The sequence below is a fragment of the Bacillus sp. JZ105 genome, from assembly GCF_053903125.1.
Map to the genome: position 1 here is coordinate 482,596 of NZ_CP096387.1, position 14,678 is coordinate 497,273.

At 43.3% G+C, this 14,678-nt stretch carries 16 protein-coding genes; 11 read left to right on the forward strand and 5 right to left on the reverse strand.

Translation table 11 applies throughout. The annotated features are described in order from the left end of the window. Nucleotides 1-5 precede the first annotated feature (5 nt). The 4 genes from M1D81_RS02310 to M1D81_RS02325 are packed head-to-tail and all read left to right on the forward strand — an operon-like array spanning nt 6 to nt 3,362. A complete protein-coding gene (locus tag M1D81_RS02310; RefSeq protein WP_456265744.1) occupies nt 6-797 on the forward strand; it encodes a putative hydro-lyase in 792 nt (263 codons plus the stop codon). A gap of 18 nt (nt 798-815) precedes the next feature. Beyond that, nucleotides 816-1,562: a 5-oxoprolinase subunit PxpB gene (gene pxpB, locus M1D81_RS02315; protein WP_025093620.1), complete on the forward strand. Its 747-nt coding sequence runs from the start codon at nt 816-818 to the stop codon at nt 1,560-1,562. Further along, on the forward strand, nt 1,559-2,605 hold the full coding sequence (locus M1D81_RS02320; protein WP_456265743.1) for a 5-oxoprolinase subunit C family protein: 1,047 nt from the start codon (nt 1,559-1,561) through the stop codon (nt 2,603-2,605). The genes pxpB and M1D81_RS02320 overlap by 4 nt, the downstream gene beginning before the upstream one ends. Continuing rightward, a complete protein-coding gene (locus M1D81_RS02325; protein ID WP_456265742.1) occupies nt 2,589-3,362 on the forward strand; it encodes an IclR family transcriptional regulator in 774 nt (257 codons plus the stop codon). The genes M1D81_RS02320 and M1D81_RS02325 overlap by 17 nt, the downstream gene beginning before the upstream one ends. Before the next feature lie 34 nt (nt 3,363-3,396). Here M1D81_RS02325 and M1D81_RS02330 read toward each other — a convergent pair whose 3' ends face one another. Beyond that, a complete protein-coding gene (locus M1D81_RS02330; RefSeq protein ID WP_024425558.1) occupies nt 3,397-4,032 on the reverse strand; it encodes an FMN-dependent NADH-azoreductase in 636 nt (211 codons plus the stop codon). A 406-nt stretch (nt 4,033-4,438) separates the two neighbouring features. Between M1D81_RS02330 and M1D81_RS02335 the strand changes: the two genes are divergently transcribed. The 3 genes from M1D81_RS02335 to M1D81_RS02345 all read left to right on the forward strand — a co-directional run bounded on the left by M1D81_RS02335 (nt 4,439) and on the right by M1D81_RS02345 (nt 8,459). Next, a complete protein-coding gene (locus M1D81_RS02335; RefSeq protein WP_456265741.1) occupies nt 4,439-5,071 on the forward strand; it encodes a GDSL-type esterase/lipase family protein in 633 nt (210 codons plus the stop codon). An 88-nt stretch (nt 5,072-5,159) separates the two neighbouring features. Then, entirely contained in the window at nt 5,160-6,242 is a 1,083-nt protein-coding gene (locus M1D81_RS02340; RefSeq protein WP_456265740.1) for a C45 family autoproteolytic acyltransferase/hydolase, read from the forward strand. A 129-nt stretch (nt 6,243-6,371) separates the two neighbouring features. Continuing rightward, the gene (locus M1D81_RS02345; RefSeq protein WP_456265739.1) at nt 6,372-8,459 is read left to right on the forward strand and encodes a BglG family transcription antiterminator; all 2,088 of its coding nucleotides are present in this window, start codon (nt 6,372-6,374) and stop codon (nt 8,457-8,459) included. A 16-nt stretch (nt 8,460-8,475) separates the two neighbouring features. On the opposite strand, the gene M1D81_RS02350 is transcribed toward M1D81_RS02345, so the two are convergent. After that, complete coding sequence (locus tag M1D81_RS02350) at nt 8,476-9,084, reverse strand: class I SAM-dependent methyltransferase (RefSeq protein WP_456270889.1); 609 nt, start codon at nt 9,082-9,084, stop codon at nt 8,476-8,478. A 156-nt stretch (nt 9,085-9,240) separates the two neighbouring features. Here M1D81_RS02350 and M1D81_RS02355 point away from each other — a divergent pair, with 156 nt between their 5' ends. Further along, nucleotides 9,241-10,110, forward strand: a complete 870-nt coding sequence (locus M1D81_RS02355; protein WP_025093614.1) for an SDR family oxidoreductase — start codon at nt 9,241-9,243, stop codon at nt 10,108-10,110. Between the two features lie 294 nt (nt 10,111-10,404). Then, a complete protein-coding gene (locus M1D81_RS02360) occupies nt 10,405-10,827 on the forward strand; it encodes a pyridoxamine 5'-phosphate oxidase family protein (protein ID WP_041106492.1) in 423 nt (140 codons plus the stop codon). Nucleotides 10,828-11,445: 618 nt separating this feature from the next. On the opposite strand, the gene M1D81_RS02365 is transcribed toward M1D81_RS02360, so the two are convergent. Together M1D81_RS02365 and M1D81_RS02370 are read right to left on the reverse strand one after the other, a co-directional pair. Beyond that, a complete protein-coding gene (locus tag M1D81_RS02365; RefSeq protein WP_024427342.1) occupies nt 11,446-11,628 on the reverse strand; it encodes a hypothetical protein in 183 nt (60 codons plus the stop codon). 13 nt (nt 11,629-11,641) lie between these two features. Further along, entirely contained in the window at nt 11,642-11,860 is a 219-nt protein-coding gene (locus tag M1D81_RS02370; RefSeq protein ID WP_311165051.1) for a hypothetical protein, read from the reverse strand. A 158-nt stretch (nt 11,861-12,018) separates the two neighbouring features. On the opposite strand from M1D81_RS02370, the gene M1D81_RS02375 reads away from it, so the two are divergent. Then, nucleotides 12,019-12,210: a hypothetical protein gene (locus tag M1D81_RS02375; protein WP_456265737.1), complete on the forward strand. Its 192-nt coding sequence runs from the start codon at nt 12,019-12,021 to the stop codon at nt 12,208-12,210. Between the two features lie 141 nt (nt 12,211-12,351). Then, complete coding sequence (locus M1D81_RS02380; protein WP_456265736.1) at nt 12,352-14,268, forward strand: hypothetical protein; 1,917 nt, start codon at nt 12,352-12,354, stop codon at nt 14,266-14,268. Nucleotides 14,269-14,343: 75 nt separating this feature from the next. Here M1D81_RS02380 and M1D81_RS02385 read toward each other — a convergent pair whose 3' ends face one another. Continuing rightward, nucleotides 14,344-14,640 carry a DUF3817 domain-containing protein gene (locus M1D81_RS02385; protein WP_456265735.1) on the reverse strand — a complete coding sequence of 99 codons (297 nt, stop codon included), beginning with the start codon at nt 14,638-14,640 and terminating at the stop codon, nt 14,344-14,346. Nucleotides 14,641-14,678 lie beyond the last annotated feature (38 nt).

A 14,678-nucleotide genomic window follows, 5' to 3' on the forward strand; every position in this document is an offset into this window, starting at 1 on the left:
TTCAGATGAATACTTATCAAACATATGAACCATCACAGATGAGAGAATTGATTCGCGAAAAAAAGATTACAGGACCAACGGCTGGCTTTGCAGAAGGGTTTGCTCAAGCCAATTTAATGATTGTCAAAAAGGAACTTGCCTTTGATTTTCTTTTATTTTGCCAGCGGAATCCGGCTGCATGTCCCTTGCTTGATGTACTGGACCCAGGTGATCCAGTACCAAGACGGTCGGCGCCTCAAGCGGATATTCGTACGGACTTTCCTAAGTACCGTATTTACCGAAAAGGGATTCTTGAAGAAGAGGTGACAGATATCTCTGCTTATTGGGAGGATGATATGGTTGCCTTTCTCATTGGATGCAGTTTTACGTTTGAGCACGCGCTTATGCTGAATGACATTCCTGTCCGCCATATTGAAGACGGTCATAACGTTCCCATGTATCAAACGAATATAGCTTGTGAAAAAGCAGGAGTCTTTCATGGCCCGATGGTGGTCAGCATGAGACCCATTCCGGCGCATCAAGTCACAAGAAGTGTTCAAGTGACATCTCGATTTCCATCAGTCCATGGCGGACCGATCCATATAGGGGACCCAGCGGTGATTGGTATTTCCGATGTGAATCAGCCTGACTTTGGAGAGCCATCTGTGATCAAAGAAGGAGAAGTCCCGGTGTTTTGGGCATGTGGTGTGACGCCGCAAGCCATTGTCATGCATACAAAACCCGACATTGCGATCACTCATGCACCCGGGCATATGTTCATCACAGATCGAAGAGATCAAAAGCTAGGTGTATTGTAGAAAGAGAGGTGTCCTCAAGTGGCTTTTTCAACGATAAAAGATTCCATCACCTATCACCCGCTGGGAGATGCAGCGATCGTCATCCAAGCAGGAGCTGACATACGTGAGGAGATTCATGCACGTGTTGAGCAGCTGTTTGCATGTATTGAACAGCACCCATTTGAAGGGTATGTAGAAGCAGTTCAAGCCTTTACAAACGTGACTGTTTTTTACGAGCCTTATACCGTACATCAATCGGCCCAGCTACAAACACAAGACCTGTCTCCGTATGAATGGGTCAAAGGCTATATTGAACAACTTCTTGAAGACAAATGGCAGGAGGGAGTTCAGGTAAAGCGCCGCATCGTTGACATTCCAGTCTGTTACGGAGGAGCGCTGGGCCCTGATTTAGAAGAGGTTGCCCGTATCAATGGTTTAACGCCAGAAGAAGTCGTGCGTATTCACACTGCCGGCACGTACCTTGTCTATATGATTGGATTTGCCCCAGGGTTTCCGTTTTTAGGCGGGCTGTCTGAAAAGATCGCAGCACCACGCAGAGAAACACCAAGGATGTCCATTCCAAAAGGCTCTGTTGGTATTGCAGGAAAGCAGACAGGCGTTTATCCAATTTCCACACCGGGGGGCTGGCAGCTCATTGGACAAACCCCGCTGCCGCTTTTTCGCCCAGACGAGGAAATTCCGAGTCTATTGAAAGCAGGGGACGAGGTCAGATTTGTCCAAATGTCTGAAAAGGAATTTTTCAGCATGAAGGAGGCAGAACGTTGAGTATTCATGTCATCAAGCCAGGGATCTACACAACCATTCAAGATAAAGGGCGGCAAGGCTATCAAAAGTATGGTGTCTTAACGAGCGGCGGCATGGACCCGCTCTCACTTAGAATCGCCAACATTCTCACTGGCAACCAAGAAAACGAAGCCGTGCTGGAAGTGACGTTGATGGGGCCGGGGCCTGTGCTCACATGTGAGAGGGATCAGCTCATTGCAGTCACTGGTGCTGATGTAGAGATTGATATTGATGGAGAGCGGGCACCATTATGGAAGCCGCTCTTTGTCCGCTCAGGAAGCACGATCACCTTTGGTCTTTGTAAGAGAGGCTGCCGCGTCTATTTTGCTGTAGCAGGTGGATTTGATGTGCAACCAGTCATGCAGAGCAAAAGCACCTATGTCAGAGCAGGGATCGGTGGACTGAAAGGACGACCGCTTGAAAAAGGTGACGCTCTGCCTGTTGGAGAGCCGTCTCTCGTAGCGGATCATTTGTTTGATAGGCTGAAAAATAAAGTGAAACAGGCGGGATACGGCGCACCCGATTGGACAGTGAGTCATGATCATTTTTTACCGCTGCGGAAATCACCAGTGATTCGTGTGCTGGCAGGCAGGCATCTTTCTCATTTTCAAGAAACATCTCAAACCGCGTTTTTTGAGCAGCCTTATCAGGTCACACCCCAATCAGATCGCATGGGCTGCCGGCTAAAGGGAGAGCCGGTTCATTTAAAAGAAAAGCTGGAATTGATCTCAGAAGCTGTCGCCTTTGGATCTATTCAAATTCCACCCGATGGCCAGCCGATTATTCTGCTGGCAGATCGGCAGACGACAGGCGGATACCCGCGTATAGGAGAAGTAGCGACTGTTGATTTGCCGCTTATTGCACAGGCGATGCCTGGGGCAAAGCTGTATTTTGAACAAATAGATCATCGGGAGGCAGAGCAGGCGTTATTTAAGCAAGAAGCGGAACTGAGGGAGCTGGCTGCAAGAATCAAGCTGGAAGCATTCTCGTTTAGAAAAGGTGAAGAAGATGCAAAACACAAATAAAACGGTTGTGAAATCAATGGAGATTTTGCGGCTGTTTATCACTCACGATCAATTAACCTTAAATGAAATGATCGAGCTTTCCGGTATGCCGAAAACATCTGTCCATCGCATGGCGACCTCTTTAGCTGATATGGGGCTGTTAGAAAAGCAAGAAACAGGAGTTTATCGATTAGGCTTGATGTTCCTTGAATACGGTCAGCTTGTGGCGGACCGCCTTGATATTCGAAGGATTGCAAGACCATTTATGGAAAGCTTGCGGGATGAAGTAGGAGAAGCTGTACAGCTCATTGTTCGTGAGGGCGACGAAGCCATTTATGTGGAAAAGATTGAAGGCACGCAGCCTGTTCGTCTCTACACCGCCGTCGGCAGACGGTCTCCCCTATATGCGGGTGCCTGTGCGAGAAGTATTCTCTCCTTTTTGCCAGAGAGCGAGAGACTTGCCTATATTGACTCAATTGAGCTGGGGAAGATCGGAATTGGGACCATCACAGATAAAGAGGTTCTAAGAAACATGCTGGAAGAATCAAATGCGCGGGGATATACGCTAAGCTATTCTGAGCTTGAAAACTATACAGCTGCGATTGGAGCTCCTATTTTCAATCATCTAGGGGAAGTGGCAGCAGGTATTAGCATTGCAGGATTTGAAGCAGGATATCAAAAAGAACGCTTACCTTACTTAATTAAACAGGTGAAAAAAGCCGCCAGTGATATTTCGAGAGAATTAGGATTTTCATCTGAACAAATAAAAAGCCAATGACCGTAAAGATCATTGGCTTTTTGCGTGCAGTTGATTAGAAAGTTTTTCCTAAAGCTTTCGCACGTTCGATTGCATCTGCTTTAATTTGCTCTGCTTTCGCAGGCTCAGCATTGTGGCCTTCAACGATAAGACCTTCGAAAGAAGGAATTCCGAAGAAGTTAGCGATTGTACCAAGGTAACGGTGACCTGCTTCAAGTTCAGCAGCAGGGCCTTCAGAGTAGTATCCGCCACGTGCTTGGATGTGAAGAGCTTTTTTGTCTGTTAATAATCCAACAGGACCTTGCTCAGTGTATTTGAATGTTTTACCAGCTACAGCAACAGAGTCGATGTATGCTTTAAGAACTGGTGGGAATGAGAAGTTCCAAAGTGGTGAAACAAATACATATTTGTCAGCAGAAACGAATTGATCACTTAATTCGTTTAGACGAGCAACTTTCGCTTGCTCTTCAGCTGAAAGTGTATCGAAACCAGCGCCAGATTGAAGTTTGCCCCAGCCAGCGAATACATCTGCATCAATGTGAGGGATGTTTTCTTTGTACAAATCGATATGTACAACCTCGTCACTTGGATTTGCTTCCTTATAAGATTCGATAAATGCCTTAGCAGTAGCCATACTGTAAGAAACTGTTTCATCATGCGGATGTGCAGTGATGTATAAAACTTTTGCCATGTTCATTCAACCCTTTCTGTTTCGGTTATTTTTTTAGTGTATCCCAAAGGTACACTGAATATGTGGCATCTTTAATCATATTGGAATGCTATGAAAAAGATGTAACAATCACAGTTACATGAAAACTGATATTTTCATTGTAATCACAATGTAGTTTGAAGTCAAGGTATAAAGTCTCGAAATCAAGATAAAAAGTTTGTAAATTTTTCTGGAACGAGTAAACATGCAGTTTTCAGCGTAAAAATCCTACTCTTATTGAACAAAAAATCGTTCGATATCGCAAGTAAAGAGTTTGTAAAGGCGCTGCATCTCAAAAAAAGATGGATGCCCCTAAGTCATCTGCTACAAGCATCTGTTCTCCGGTTTCGTATATATAAGAGAGGGCAGGAGAGAGTGAGGGATAAGAGTGGGACGATCCTATGTTGCGATTGGAGATTCCTTAACAGTTGGGGTGGGGGCACGTTTATTTGGCGGAGGATTTGTTCAGCGGTTTTGGTGGATGCTTGAAAAAAAGACGTATGCACCGGTCGAGCTGTCCGTATTTGCAAAATCAGGGTTAACGACTGATCAGATTTTACAGCTCTTCAAACGGTCAGAGGTGAGACGTGCGATTGCAGCAGCAGACATCATCACCATCACAGGCTGCGGGAATGACCTTGTTCAAGCTGTTCAGCAGTATGAAGAAGGTGAAGATGAAAAGAAACTGCTGCAAGCGGTCACGCATTGCCAGGCGAATTTTAGCAAGATGATTCAAGAAATCGCTCAGATTAAAAGAGGGCAGCATCAGCCCTGCTACGTGTATTTCATGAATTTATATAATCCATTTCCACAAATACCAATAGCCGGGCGTTGGCTTCAGCAATATAATCAACAGCTTCGTTTGCTTGCTGCGAATCCGCATGTAGAAGTTGTGGATGTGTACCGGGCGTTTGAAGGACATGAAAGAGCCTACTTATCGATTGATCAATTTCACCCAAACCCTAAGGGGTATGAAGCGATGGCAGAAGCATTGTTTAAGGAATACTGTAAACAGCTGTAATCCGTGGGATTGCAGTTTTTTTCATCCTTTTCAATAAATGACGGTTTCGATATGATAAAAGAAACGAAGGCGAAAGAGGTGTGCAGGCATGGAGGAAATCAGTGCGTTTTTTCAAAAGATGACAGGAACGGCTTATGAAGTAGGAAAACAGCAGGCTGTCTGGCTTAAGGAGAACCCGCTGCTAAAGACACAATATATTCGAACAGAACCGGTAACACAACAGGCTGTGAAAGAAACGAAGCAGCTGATCCGTCCCTTTCTTCCTCAATTTGATGAAGAGATTGCTGGGTTTTGTGATGAAATGAAATTAGATGAGCGTTATTTGACCTTTTTCTATTCATCTCATCTTCAGCCAGGCTGTTCCCACTGTGTGAGGCAGGGGAATATGGCGGCAGGTCAACAAACGGTCATGCTGCGTAACTATGATTTCTCCCCGATTTTTGATGATATGCGTCTTGTGACGACACATGTGAAAGGCTCGGCATATCATACAGGCTCGTCGCTGCTGTTATTTGGCAGATCTGATGGAATGAATGAGCATGGTCTTGCTGTGACTTTCTCTGCTTGCGGTCCGCCGGTTGGCAATGAACCCGGTTTAAAGCCTCCAGCCGTCGCCGGTTTGCAGGTGTATCATGTGATTCGCTCTGTTCTGGAATCCTGTCCAACGGTCGAGGAAGCCATTCGCTCTATCGAGGAAATGCCCGTTGCCTCAAATGTTCATATCATGCTTGCGGATCGAAAAGGAGAGGCGGCTGTGATTGAAATCATTGATGGTCAAAAAAGGGTGAGAAGACCGGAGAGAGGTTATATTGCTGCAACGAATCATCCGGTAGCTGATCAAACAGCAAAAGGGATGACCAAACATCATTCTGTTGTCAGATACGATATGTTAATGGAAGCTTTAAAAGAGCAACGATCAAGTGATTCTCTTTTGAAACTGTTCCAGACAGAATATCCTGATGGTCTGACTGTGCACAATTATGAGGAGCTGTTTGGAACGATGCGAACCGTCATGTTCCGTCCAGAAGAAGGCACAATCGATTATTGCTTTGGCTCTCCCGTATACAATCCGACTTATTCTTTAAAAGCTGGGGGTTCACTGCCTTTTCAAGAACAAAAGGTTCAATTTCATCAAAAGGATTATGGACCGTCATTTTGGAGAAGTGTCTGATGATCCCTTGTTTATATTTTGTCACAGCCGCTGTGCCAAATTCAGATCAACTTAAGATTGCATCGCTCGTTGAAAGCGTTTTATATTAAGGTGTGACAATAGACCTATTTATACAGAAGGAGGCATTTCATGTACATAACGGCACGAGAACAGAAAGTCATTAAATACATCATTCAGCAAAATCGTTATGTCACCATTCGTGAGATAGCCGATTCTGTTCAGGTAAGTACTAGAACGATCCATAGAGAACTAAAATCTATTAAACCAATTTTGAAAGATTATCACCTTTCATTAGATAAACAGCCGGGGAAAGGCTTGAAAGCAGTCGGTGAACAGGAGAATAAACAGCGGCTTCTTGCTCATATGTCAAATGAGGATCAAATCGAATATAGCTCAGATGAACGAAAGCTCTTAATCCTATGTGCGCTGCTTGAAGCGAAGGAACCGGTGAAATTATACACACTCGCAGCTGATTTGCAGGTCACAAATGCGACGATCAGCTATGATTTAGATGAACTGACGGAGTGGATTGCTCCATACGGTTTGGAGCTTATCCGCAAGCGCGGGTACGGCATTGAATTAAAAGGGCCGGAGGAAGCAAAACGAAAAATTGTCGGCAATCTCATTGTTGACCGGCTCGACATTCAATTATTTTTAGAAACGATTGAAATGAATATCAAACATCGAACGAAAGCAACGGAAAAGGTGTTTGGCGTTGTCAGCAGAGGACAGCTGCTAAAGGTAGAAAGGCTGCTCTTTCATTTGAAAGATCGACTGTCACTCTCATTATCTGATAGTGCCTATATTGCACTTGTTGTTCACTTAACCTATGCTATCGAACGTATTCAGCTTGGGGAAACCATTCGAATGGAAGAGGAAGAGCTGCTGGAATTAAAGAGGACGAAGGAATTTGAATCATCACTTCGAATGGCAAGAGCGCTTGAACGCATGTTTAATGTGGAGATTCCTGAAGCGGAGGTCGGATATATGACCATCCATCTTCGCAGTGCAAATCGCAGCTTTGGGGCAGAATACCGTATTGATGAAATTGAGCTGGATATAGCGCTGAGAACGAAAAAGCTCATTGATTTTATTTCAAATAAAACTGGCTATCATCTCAATGAAAATGATTCATTGTATGAGGGGCTCGTGTCTCATCTTGAGCCTGCCATGAACCGTCTAAAGGAAAAGATGAGAATCTATAATCCGCTCACACAACAAATAAAAAAAGACTACTTTTTGCTGTTTATGGCGATTGAAGAAGGAGTCGAGCGTTTCTTTCCAGAGATTGAATTTCCAGAGGATGAAATTGCCTTTCTTGTGCTTCACTTTGGCTCAGTGCTTGAAATCAAAAAAGAAGAAACAAAAATTCATGCGCTCGTTGTTTGCTCAAGCGGGATTGGTTCCTCGAAAATGCTCGCCTCCCGGTTGAAAAAAGAATTGCCGGAGATCGCCAAATTCGATCTATCCTCCTTGATGGAGCTAAAGGAAATCGATGCATCGAGCTATGACATGATTGTCTCGACCGTTCCAATCCCATATGAGCATATCGATTACATTATGGTCAGCCCCCTTTTAAACGAGGATGATGCCATGCGTGTGAAGGCTCATATTAAACGGAAGATTCCTTATATCATCGAGAAAAAAAGAACAAAAGAATCTCCTAAAGAATTGGTGCAAGAAACCGTTGATATGATGGCGGTTGCAGAGCAGGTGGCGAATTATATGTTTGTGATTCGCAGCATCCTGTCGCATTTTACCATCGAAAAAAGAAAGACGATGCCGCAGCATGATGAAACCATCAGGCAGCTGCTTCGTCAGCTTGAAGAGGAAGGGTTTATCATACATGCGGATGATGTAGCGGGCGGCCTTTTGGAACGTGAACAGCAAGGCGGCTTAGGCATACCTGGCACTGAGTTTGCTCTTTATCATTTAAAGCATGCATTCATCAAGGAACCAATCTTTCATATTTATGATCTTGATCAGGCATATGAGGTTAAAAGCATGGATGGCGGGCAGCAGCAGATGTCACGAATGCTCATGATGCTTGCGCCGCAAGAGCTTGGCAAGGAAGGGTCAGAAATGTTTAGTCTGATCAGTTCATCCATCATTGAAAGTGAAGAAAGCATGGCGCTTTATGGACAAGGAACAAAGGAAGATATTGAACAGAAATTACATCAGCTTTTCTATCAATTTGTCAAAGAGGCAAAGTGGTAAGAAAAAGGCCGAGAGATTAGTCGCTTCTCGGCTTTTTTGCTGTGACACAGACGGCAAGGGTAGGACGAATTTCTTCATACTCAATAGAAAATTGGTCAAACCCGGCAAACTGCAAGTCGTTTAATATGTTTTCACCTATCTCTTTTGTCCGATTGGCATCAGCTCCTTTTTCTCTTGGCTGCATCACAATAACGAGTGATCCGCCAGGTTTCAAGGTGTGATAAAGATTGAGTAAGCCCGTTTTTGGATCATCCCAAATCGTAAAATTGTTAACAGACAGCACTTTGTCATACTGCTCTCCGGGAAGACGTGTTTTCTCGATTTTTCCGACATACAGCCGAACCTGTTTGTCTTTTGCCCGTTTGCTGACGCGTGACTGTGCTTGCTCCTGCATGGTGGAAGAAGCATCAAGCCCATCAATATGAAGATCTTGATAATGCTTGAGCATATGTTTAATACTGTAGCCGGGTCCATAGCCAATTTCTAAAATGTTTTCACCATCTATCAAATCTAAGTGGCGGATGGCCCACTGATTCAATGCTTTATTTTCATTTGCCATAATGAGTCCAGCAATGCTTCCGAGCCAGCCTTTTGGTCTGCTAAAGGTTTTCGAAATAGACAGCATGTGAGAACGCTCCTTTTTGATGATCATGTAACCGATTTTTCCCCTCTTCAAACATGCTGATTTTCGGGAACACATCAGTACAGCTTCATGATGTTTGAGTGAAAAAATGAGGTGGTAATGAAAGGATACATCAACAAATCAAGGAGGAGCTTACACATGGATTTACGTGAATATTTAACAAATGGCATTCCGCGCCAAACGCAGGATCAGCAGCCAGGCAGTGAAAAGGAAATGAATCCAGCGCCGATCTTTGAGGATGAATCATATCAAGGTTCTGGCAAGCTAAAAGGAAAAGTGGCACTGATTACAGGTGGAGATAGTGGAATTGGACGGGCAGTATCTGTTGCCTATGCAAAGGAAGGTGCACATGTTGCCATTGTGTATTTAAATGAACATGAGGATGCAGAGGATACGCAAAAACGTGTAGAACAGGAAGGCGTTAAATGCTTAACGATTGCAGGAGATGTCGGTGACGAAGCCTTTTGTGAGAAAGCAGTAGAAAAAACAGTTGAAGCCTTTGGTCAATTAGACATTTTAGTGAATAATGCGGCTGAACAGCATCCGCAAGAACGTATTCAAGATATTTCGAGTGAACAGCTTCACCAAACCTTTAGAACCAACTTCTATTCCTATTTCTATTTTACGAAAAAGGCACTGGATTATTTAAAACCGGGAAGCTCCATCATTAATACAACATCAATTAACCCATATCGGGGTAACCCAGTGCTGATTGATTATACGGCGACAAAAGGAGCCATCAACGGCTTTACGCGTTCTATGGCACAATCGCTTGTGAAAGATGGGATTCGGGTGAACGGTGTAGCGCCAGGTCCAATTTGGACGCCGCTCATTCCGTCTACATTTGATGAAGATAGTGTGGAAAGCTTCGGCGCAGAAACCCCAATGGGAAGACCAGGACAGCCTGTAGAGCATGTCGGCTGCTTTGTCCTGCTGGCTTCTGACGAATCGTCTTATATGACAGGACAGACACTTCATGTCAATGGCGGTTCCTTTATGAATACATGATCTATCGCGGCGCCGCCCAGCTTTGATTGGGCGGTGTTTTTAGTATTTCTTGCGATTTTTCTGCACAGATATGACAGACCATACGATAATGCCTACAACAACTGCCGCAATGACTAGTGAACTCAAATGGAACATCGTTTCATGATGCATGTTCAATTTCTCCCTTCATTGAACCTGTTTTCTATAGCATCAGCCAGAAGGTCGCTTTTTATGAAAAACACATTTCTTTGTTTAATGAATGGGCTGTCGTGGAAACCTACGTATACGGATGAAATTTTGAAGGAGTGAAACGATATGTCTCAAGAAGAATTAAAACAAAAGGTATTAAACTTATTAGATGAACAAAAGGTCGGGACACTAGCGACTGTTGAACAGGATAAGCCGCATACCCGCTATATGACTTTTTTCCATGAAGGGCTGACGTTATATACACCAACGAGTAAAGAAACACATAAAGCAGAAGAAATTGAAAAAAACCCGAATGTTCATATTCTCATTGGATATTCAGGCGAAGGATTCGGTGATACTTATGCAGAGATTGCAGGCACCGCAGCATTAACCGATGATCGGGAACTGATCGACCGTCTTTGGTCTGATGAGATGGAGAAATGGTTTAAAGGAAAAGAGGATCCGAATCTAGTGATTCTGAAGATTGAGCCAACCTCCATTCGTTATATGAATGAAGGAAGCCGTACACCAGCAGAATTATCACTTTAACACTTGCGTAAGCAGGGGGAATGTGTTAGAGTTTTATATTAGTGTTGAAATAAGCAAATAAATAAAGAAAGTAAACTTTCTTTTTTCTATGACATAATGAGAAGCAATAGAGCTTCTACTTGATAAGAACGAGACGCTGTCAAAGCGAACAAACTTATTCTTTTCCTTCTGCACCCGCCCCCTATAAAAGCGGAAGAATGGAAAAAAGACGTTTTGATTTACAATTCACACTGGCGCGGCTTCGGAGCCGTAAGGACGAATGAGAGGTAGGGCTTTCGTTGTCTTGTTATCCAGAACTTCCATGGCGTTTACTTTCAAACGTAGGTTCACTCGGAACACATATGACACACTGATATGATCGAATCTTAATTCATACACTCCGTAACGGAGATTAAACATTGATTATTTATTTGCATGAAAAGAGTAAGGAACAGGCTGCCATCTATTTGGCAGCCTTTTTCATTAGGTCAAACAATAGAACCCCGAAACCAATGAGCACAAGAAAAGGAAAAACAAAGGTCGCAACCATTCGCATAGCGTCCGCTCCAAAAGGGTTCGACACTAACAGCAGACCGATAAATGCACAGAGCATCAGAGTGAATAAAACGGGCTTCATGATCATTTACTTTGTCCTTTCTTCTGATACTGCCAAATTCGCTCAATAAAAAAGAACATAACCGCAAACAAAATAGAAAACATGAACATATCCAGCAGTGTCACGCCTCTATTTGGGTGCACAAGACCAAACCAAACGAATTGCAGAACAAAAGAGATCGCAAAATATAGAATGGATTTTTTCATTATTGTCCTCTTTTCACTTATTTTTTTGTCCCTTAAGCCATATCAGCCAAATGATGAAGGAACCAATCACACATGAGAGCAAAGTGACAGGCGGCAAGGTGTGCCAGCTAGTCAGCCCCTTTACAAAACACATATAAAAAAAGAAAATGGAAATGGATACGAGTACCCATTGCTTGAACCAGCGAGGGACACGCAGCCAAGCTGCTAGAATGATTGATGATAGCTTATCCAATGAGATAACTCCTTTTTTGAATCTGATTGGATTTTATCGTAAACAACAAAGTTTGTAAAATATGGATTTTAGAGGCTTTGATGGTATTCTTCTAGCATGAAACATTTTCACTGTACTGACGTATAAGTGAAAGGAACCTCATGAAAGGAAGCGATATAGTGAAAAGAGTACCAGTCATCTTCCTCAGATATATTGTCTTCTTTATTCCAGCAATCATTCTTAGTTTCTTGGTGTGGAACCATTACCAAGATGATTTGTCAGCAGGGAAAGCGACGCAATATGACGTCAGACGAATATTTACATTTGATGAAGGGAAACGAGTGGTGAGTGCTGTATCAAAAGACCAGTAGCTCCATTTTGTAATGTATGATCCTCAATCAGGAAAAATAATCAGTGAATGGACCACGGAAAGCGATACGTTTAATGAAATGCTGCCATCCATTCAAGGTAACAATCTCTTACTTGCTTTAAAAAATAAAGAGGGGCAGCTTTTGATCGAGAAACTAACGCCTAGCGGAGAAAAGAAAGAGCTCATTAAACAAAACTTGCAGATACCCTCGTTTTTAAAAACGAATACATATCAATGGAATGGACGGCTTGTGTTTACAGGAGAAATGGAAGGCGCTGCTGCGGTCATCGGTGAGCTGAAGAATGGTCAGTTTCATGTGCACAATCTCAACAAACTGAAGCTGCCAGCAAGACCCGTTTCCATCGATGCCGTCATGAACTCCTTTAGAGGCCAGACGCCTATACCTATATTTGAATTGACTTTAAAAAATGACCAGAAAGCATATGTCAGCGGAGTCTCAAACGATAAGCATCAGCTTGGGGTCTATGTCTCCAAAAACGCTGAACCGTTTAGCCTCATTAAAGATAAAGTGGAGAAGCAGCTAGCAAAAACAATCGGAACATCCCAAAACTTTGCCGTCGCTGTCGAATCTAACTATCCAAAAAGACCAAGGAAAGTGAATGCAGATGGAGGGCTTGGTGAAGTCGTCCCAACACCAAAACCGATTTATCAAACCTTTATCTACCAGCTTAATGAAGAAGAAGTTCTTCTTGTAGGCTCTACAGCAAAGGACGAAGCAAAAGGCAAGCTGACTGGTTATATTTACAACCACCGCACGAATAAGACGACGTCTGTCAGCAAGCTTTTTCAGTCGTTTTCATATGAAAATTTAAACCGAGAAGGACTATTTTTCCATAAAAATGTGAAAAGTGATTGGATCTATTATTCATTCGAAAATCAATTAACGGGTGCATTTGAGACGAAAAGCAAACAGCTAAAGGAATTTCCTTTGCAGAAGGTCATCTCAATTGAAAACGCCAGTCCAGCTCACCAAACGTCTGTTGACACCTTTACGCAATATGTAATGAAGGGCGGACCGCTCATTCTTAACTGGGCGATATGGATCTTGATCCCGCTGTTATTATTTGTACTAGCGATCTTCCTGCCGCCGATTTTGAGACTGGTGAGAAAGAACAAGATTAAGGACAGTGTCACATTAGAAGCCAATATTGTGTCTGTTAAAGAAACGGGCACCTACATCAACGAACAGCCAGTTGTCAGCATGCGGCTTCAATTTGAATATGAAGGGCAGCGCATAGAAAAGACGGTTAAAACGGTTGTATCCTACACCCAGATACCGCAGCCAGGCCAGCGTATTGTCATTCACTATGATCCGAAGAAGAAAAAGGCAATGCTCTTAAAAGAAGGTGACTTCTCACAGCCAAGTCAGCCAAAGTTCATCAAAGGCGCTGTTTTAAGAAATATAGAATCATATGGAACCGTAGGACGAGGCACCGTCTTATCACTCACATTTGAATTGGATCAGAAAACGTATATCATTCCAATGATTCAAGCCGCTGGTTTTGAATTTACAACAGGAGAAAAAGCCGATCTTGTCGACATCAACGGCCAGCTCAAAATGGCAGCCTATGGCCATGAAGTGCGGAATCGATCGGGGAAAGATGTGACGTTAACAGGAACGATCCAGCGTGTGAAGCAATATCCAATTGCCATCCATGAACAAAAGCCTATTCAGCTTGATGTGACGGTTTCAAACGGAGATGAGTCTATCACAAAAACGGTCAGCCAGTTTATCCCTGATCATATGCAGGTCGCAGCGGGCACTCAAATCACGATCCAGACAAAGAAAGAAGAGCTGGATAGAGAAATGGGTCTCATGCAAGAGAAACAAGGAAGTGCAAAAGTGACCAATGTTGAATTTGCGGGCGTCATCGGCAATCTGCCGTTAGCGATCATTCAGGTTGAGAGAAATGGCATGGTGTATGAAGTGAAACAGCCAATTGATCCAATCACTAGCGTCTTGCCTGGTGATGAATTATGGGTGGCATATCACGACATGACGCGTCGAGCAGCCATTGTGAAATATGCATCAATATAAAAAAGCGTTCCTTTATCAGGACGCTTCAGCGTGAAGACTAGGGGCTAAAACGAATGTCGTTTTAGCCCTTTTTGATTAAGCTTTTGTATCATATTGGCGGAGCACCTTATCGTAGGCGAAGTTACCGAAAGGAATGAAAGCCGCAAAAAAACCAGCGATGGACCATTTCAAATGCCAGCGAACTTTAAAAGTCACATATGCCAAAATGAGCATATAGATGACAAACAATGCGCCGTGAAGAGAGCCTACAATAGTGACTGCTATCGGAATATCCGCAAAATATTTTAGAGGCATGGCAATTAAAAGAAGGGTTAAAAGAGACATACCCTCAATAAAACCCGCCTGTCGAAGACGGCTAATACTTGTATGCATATACAAATCCTCCTGTATAAAAGCTAGTTTCTCATCTT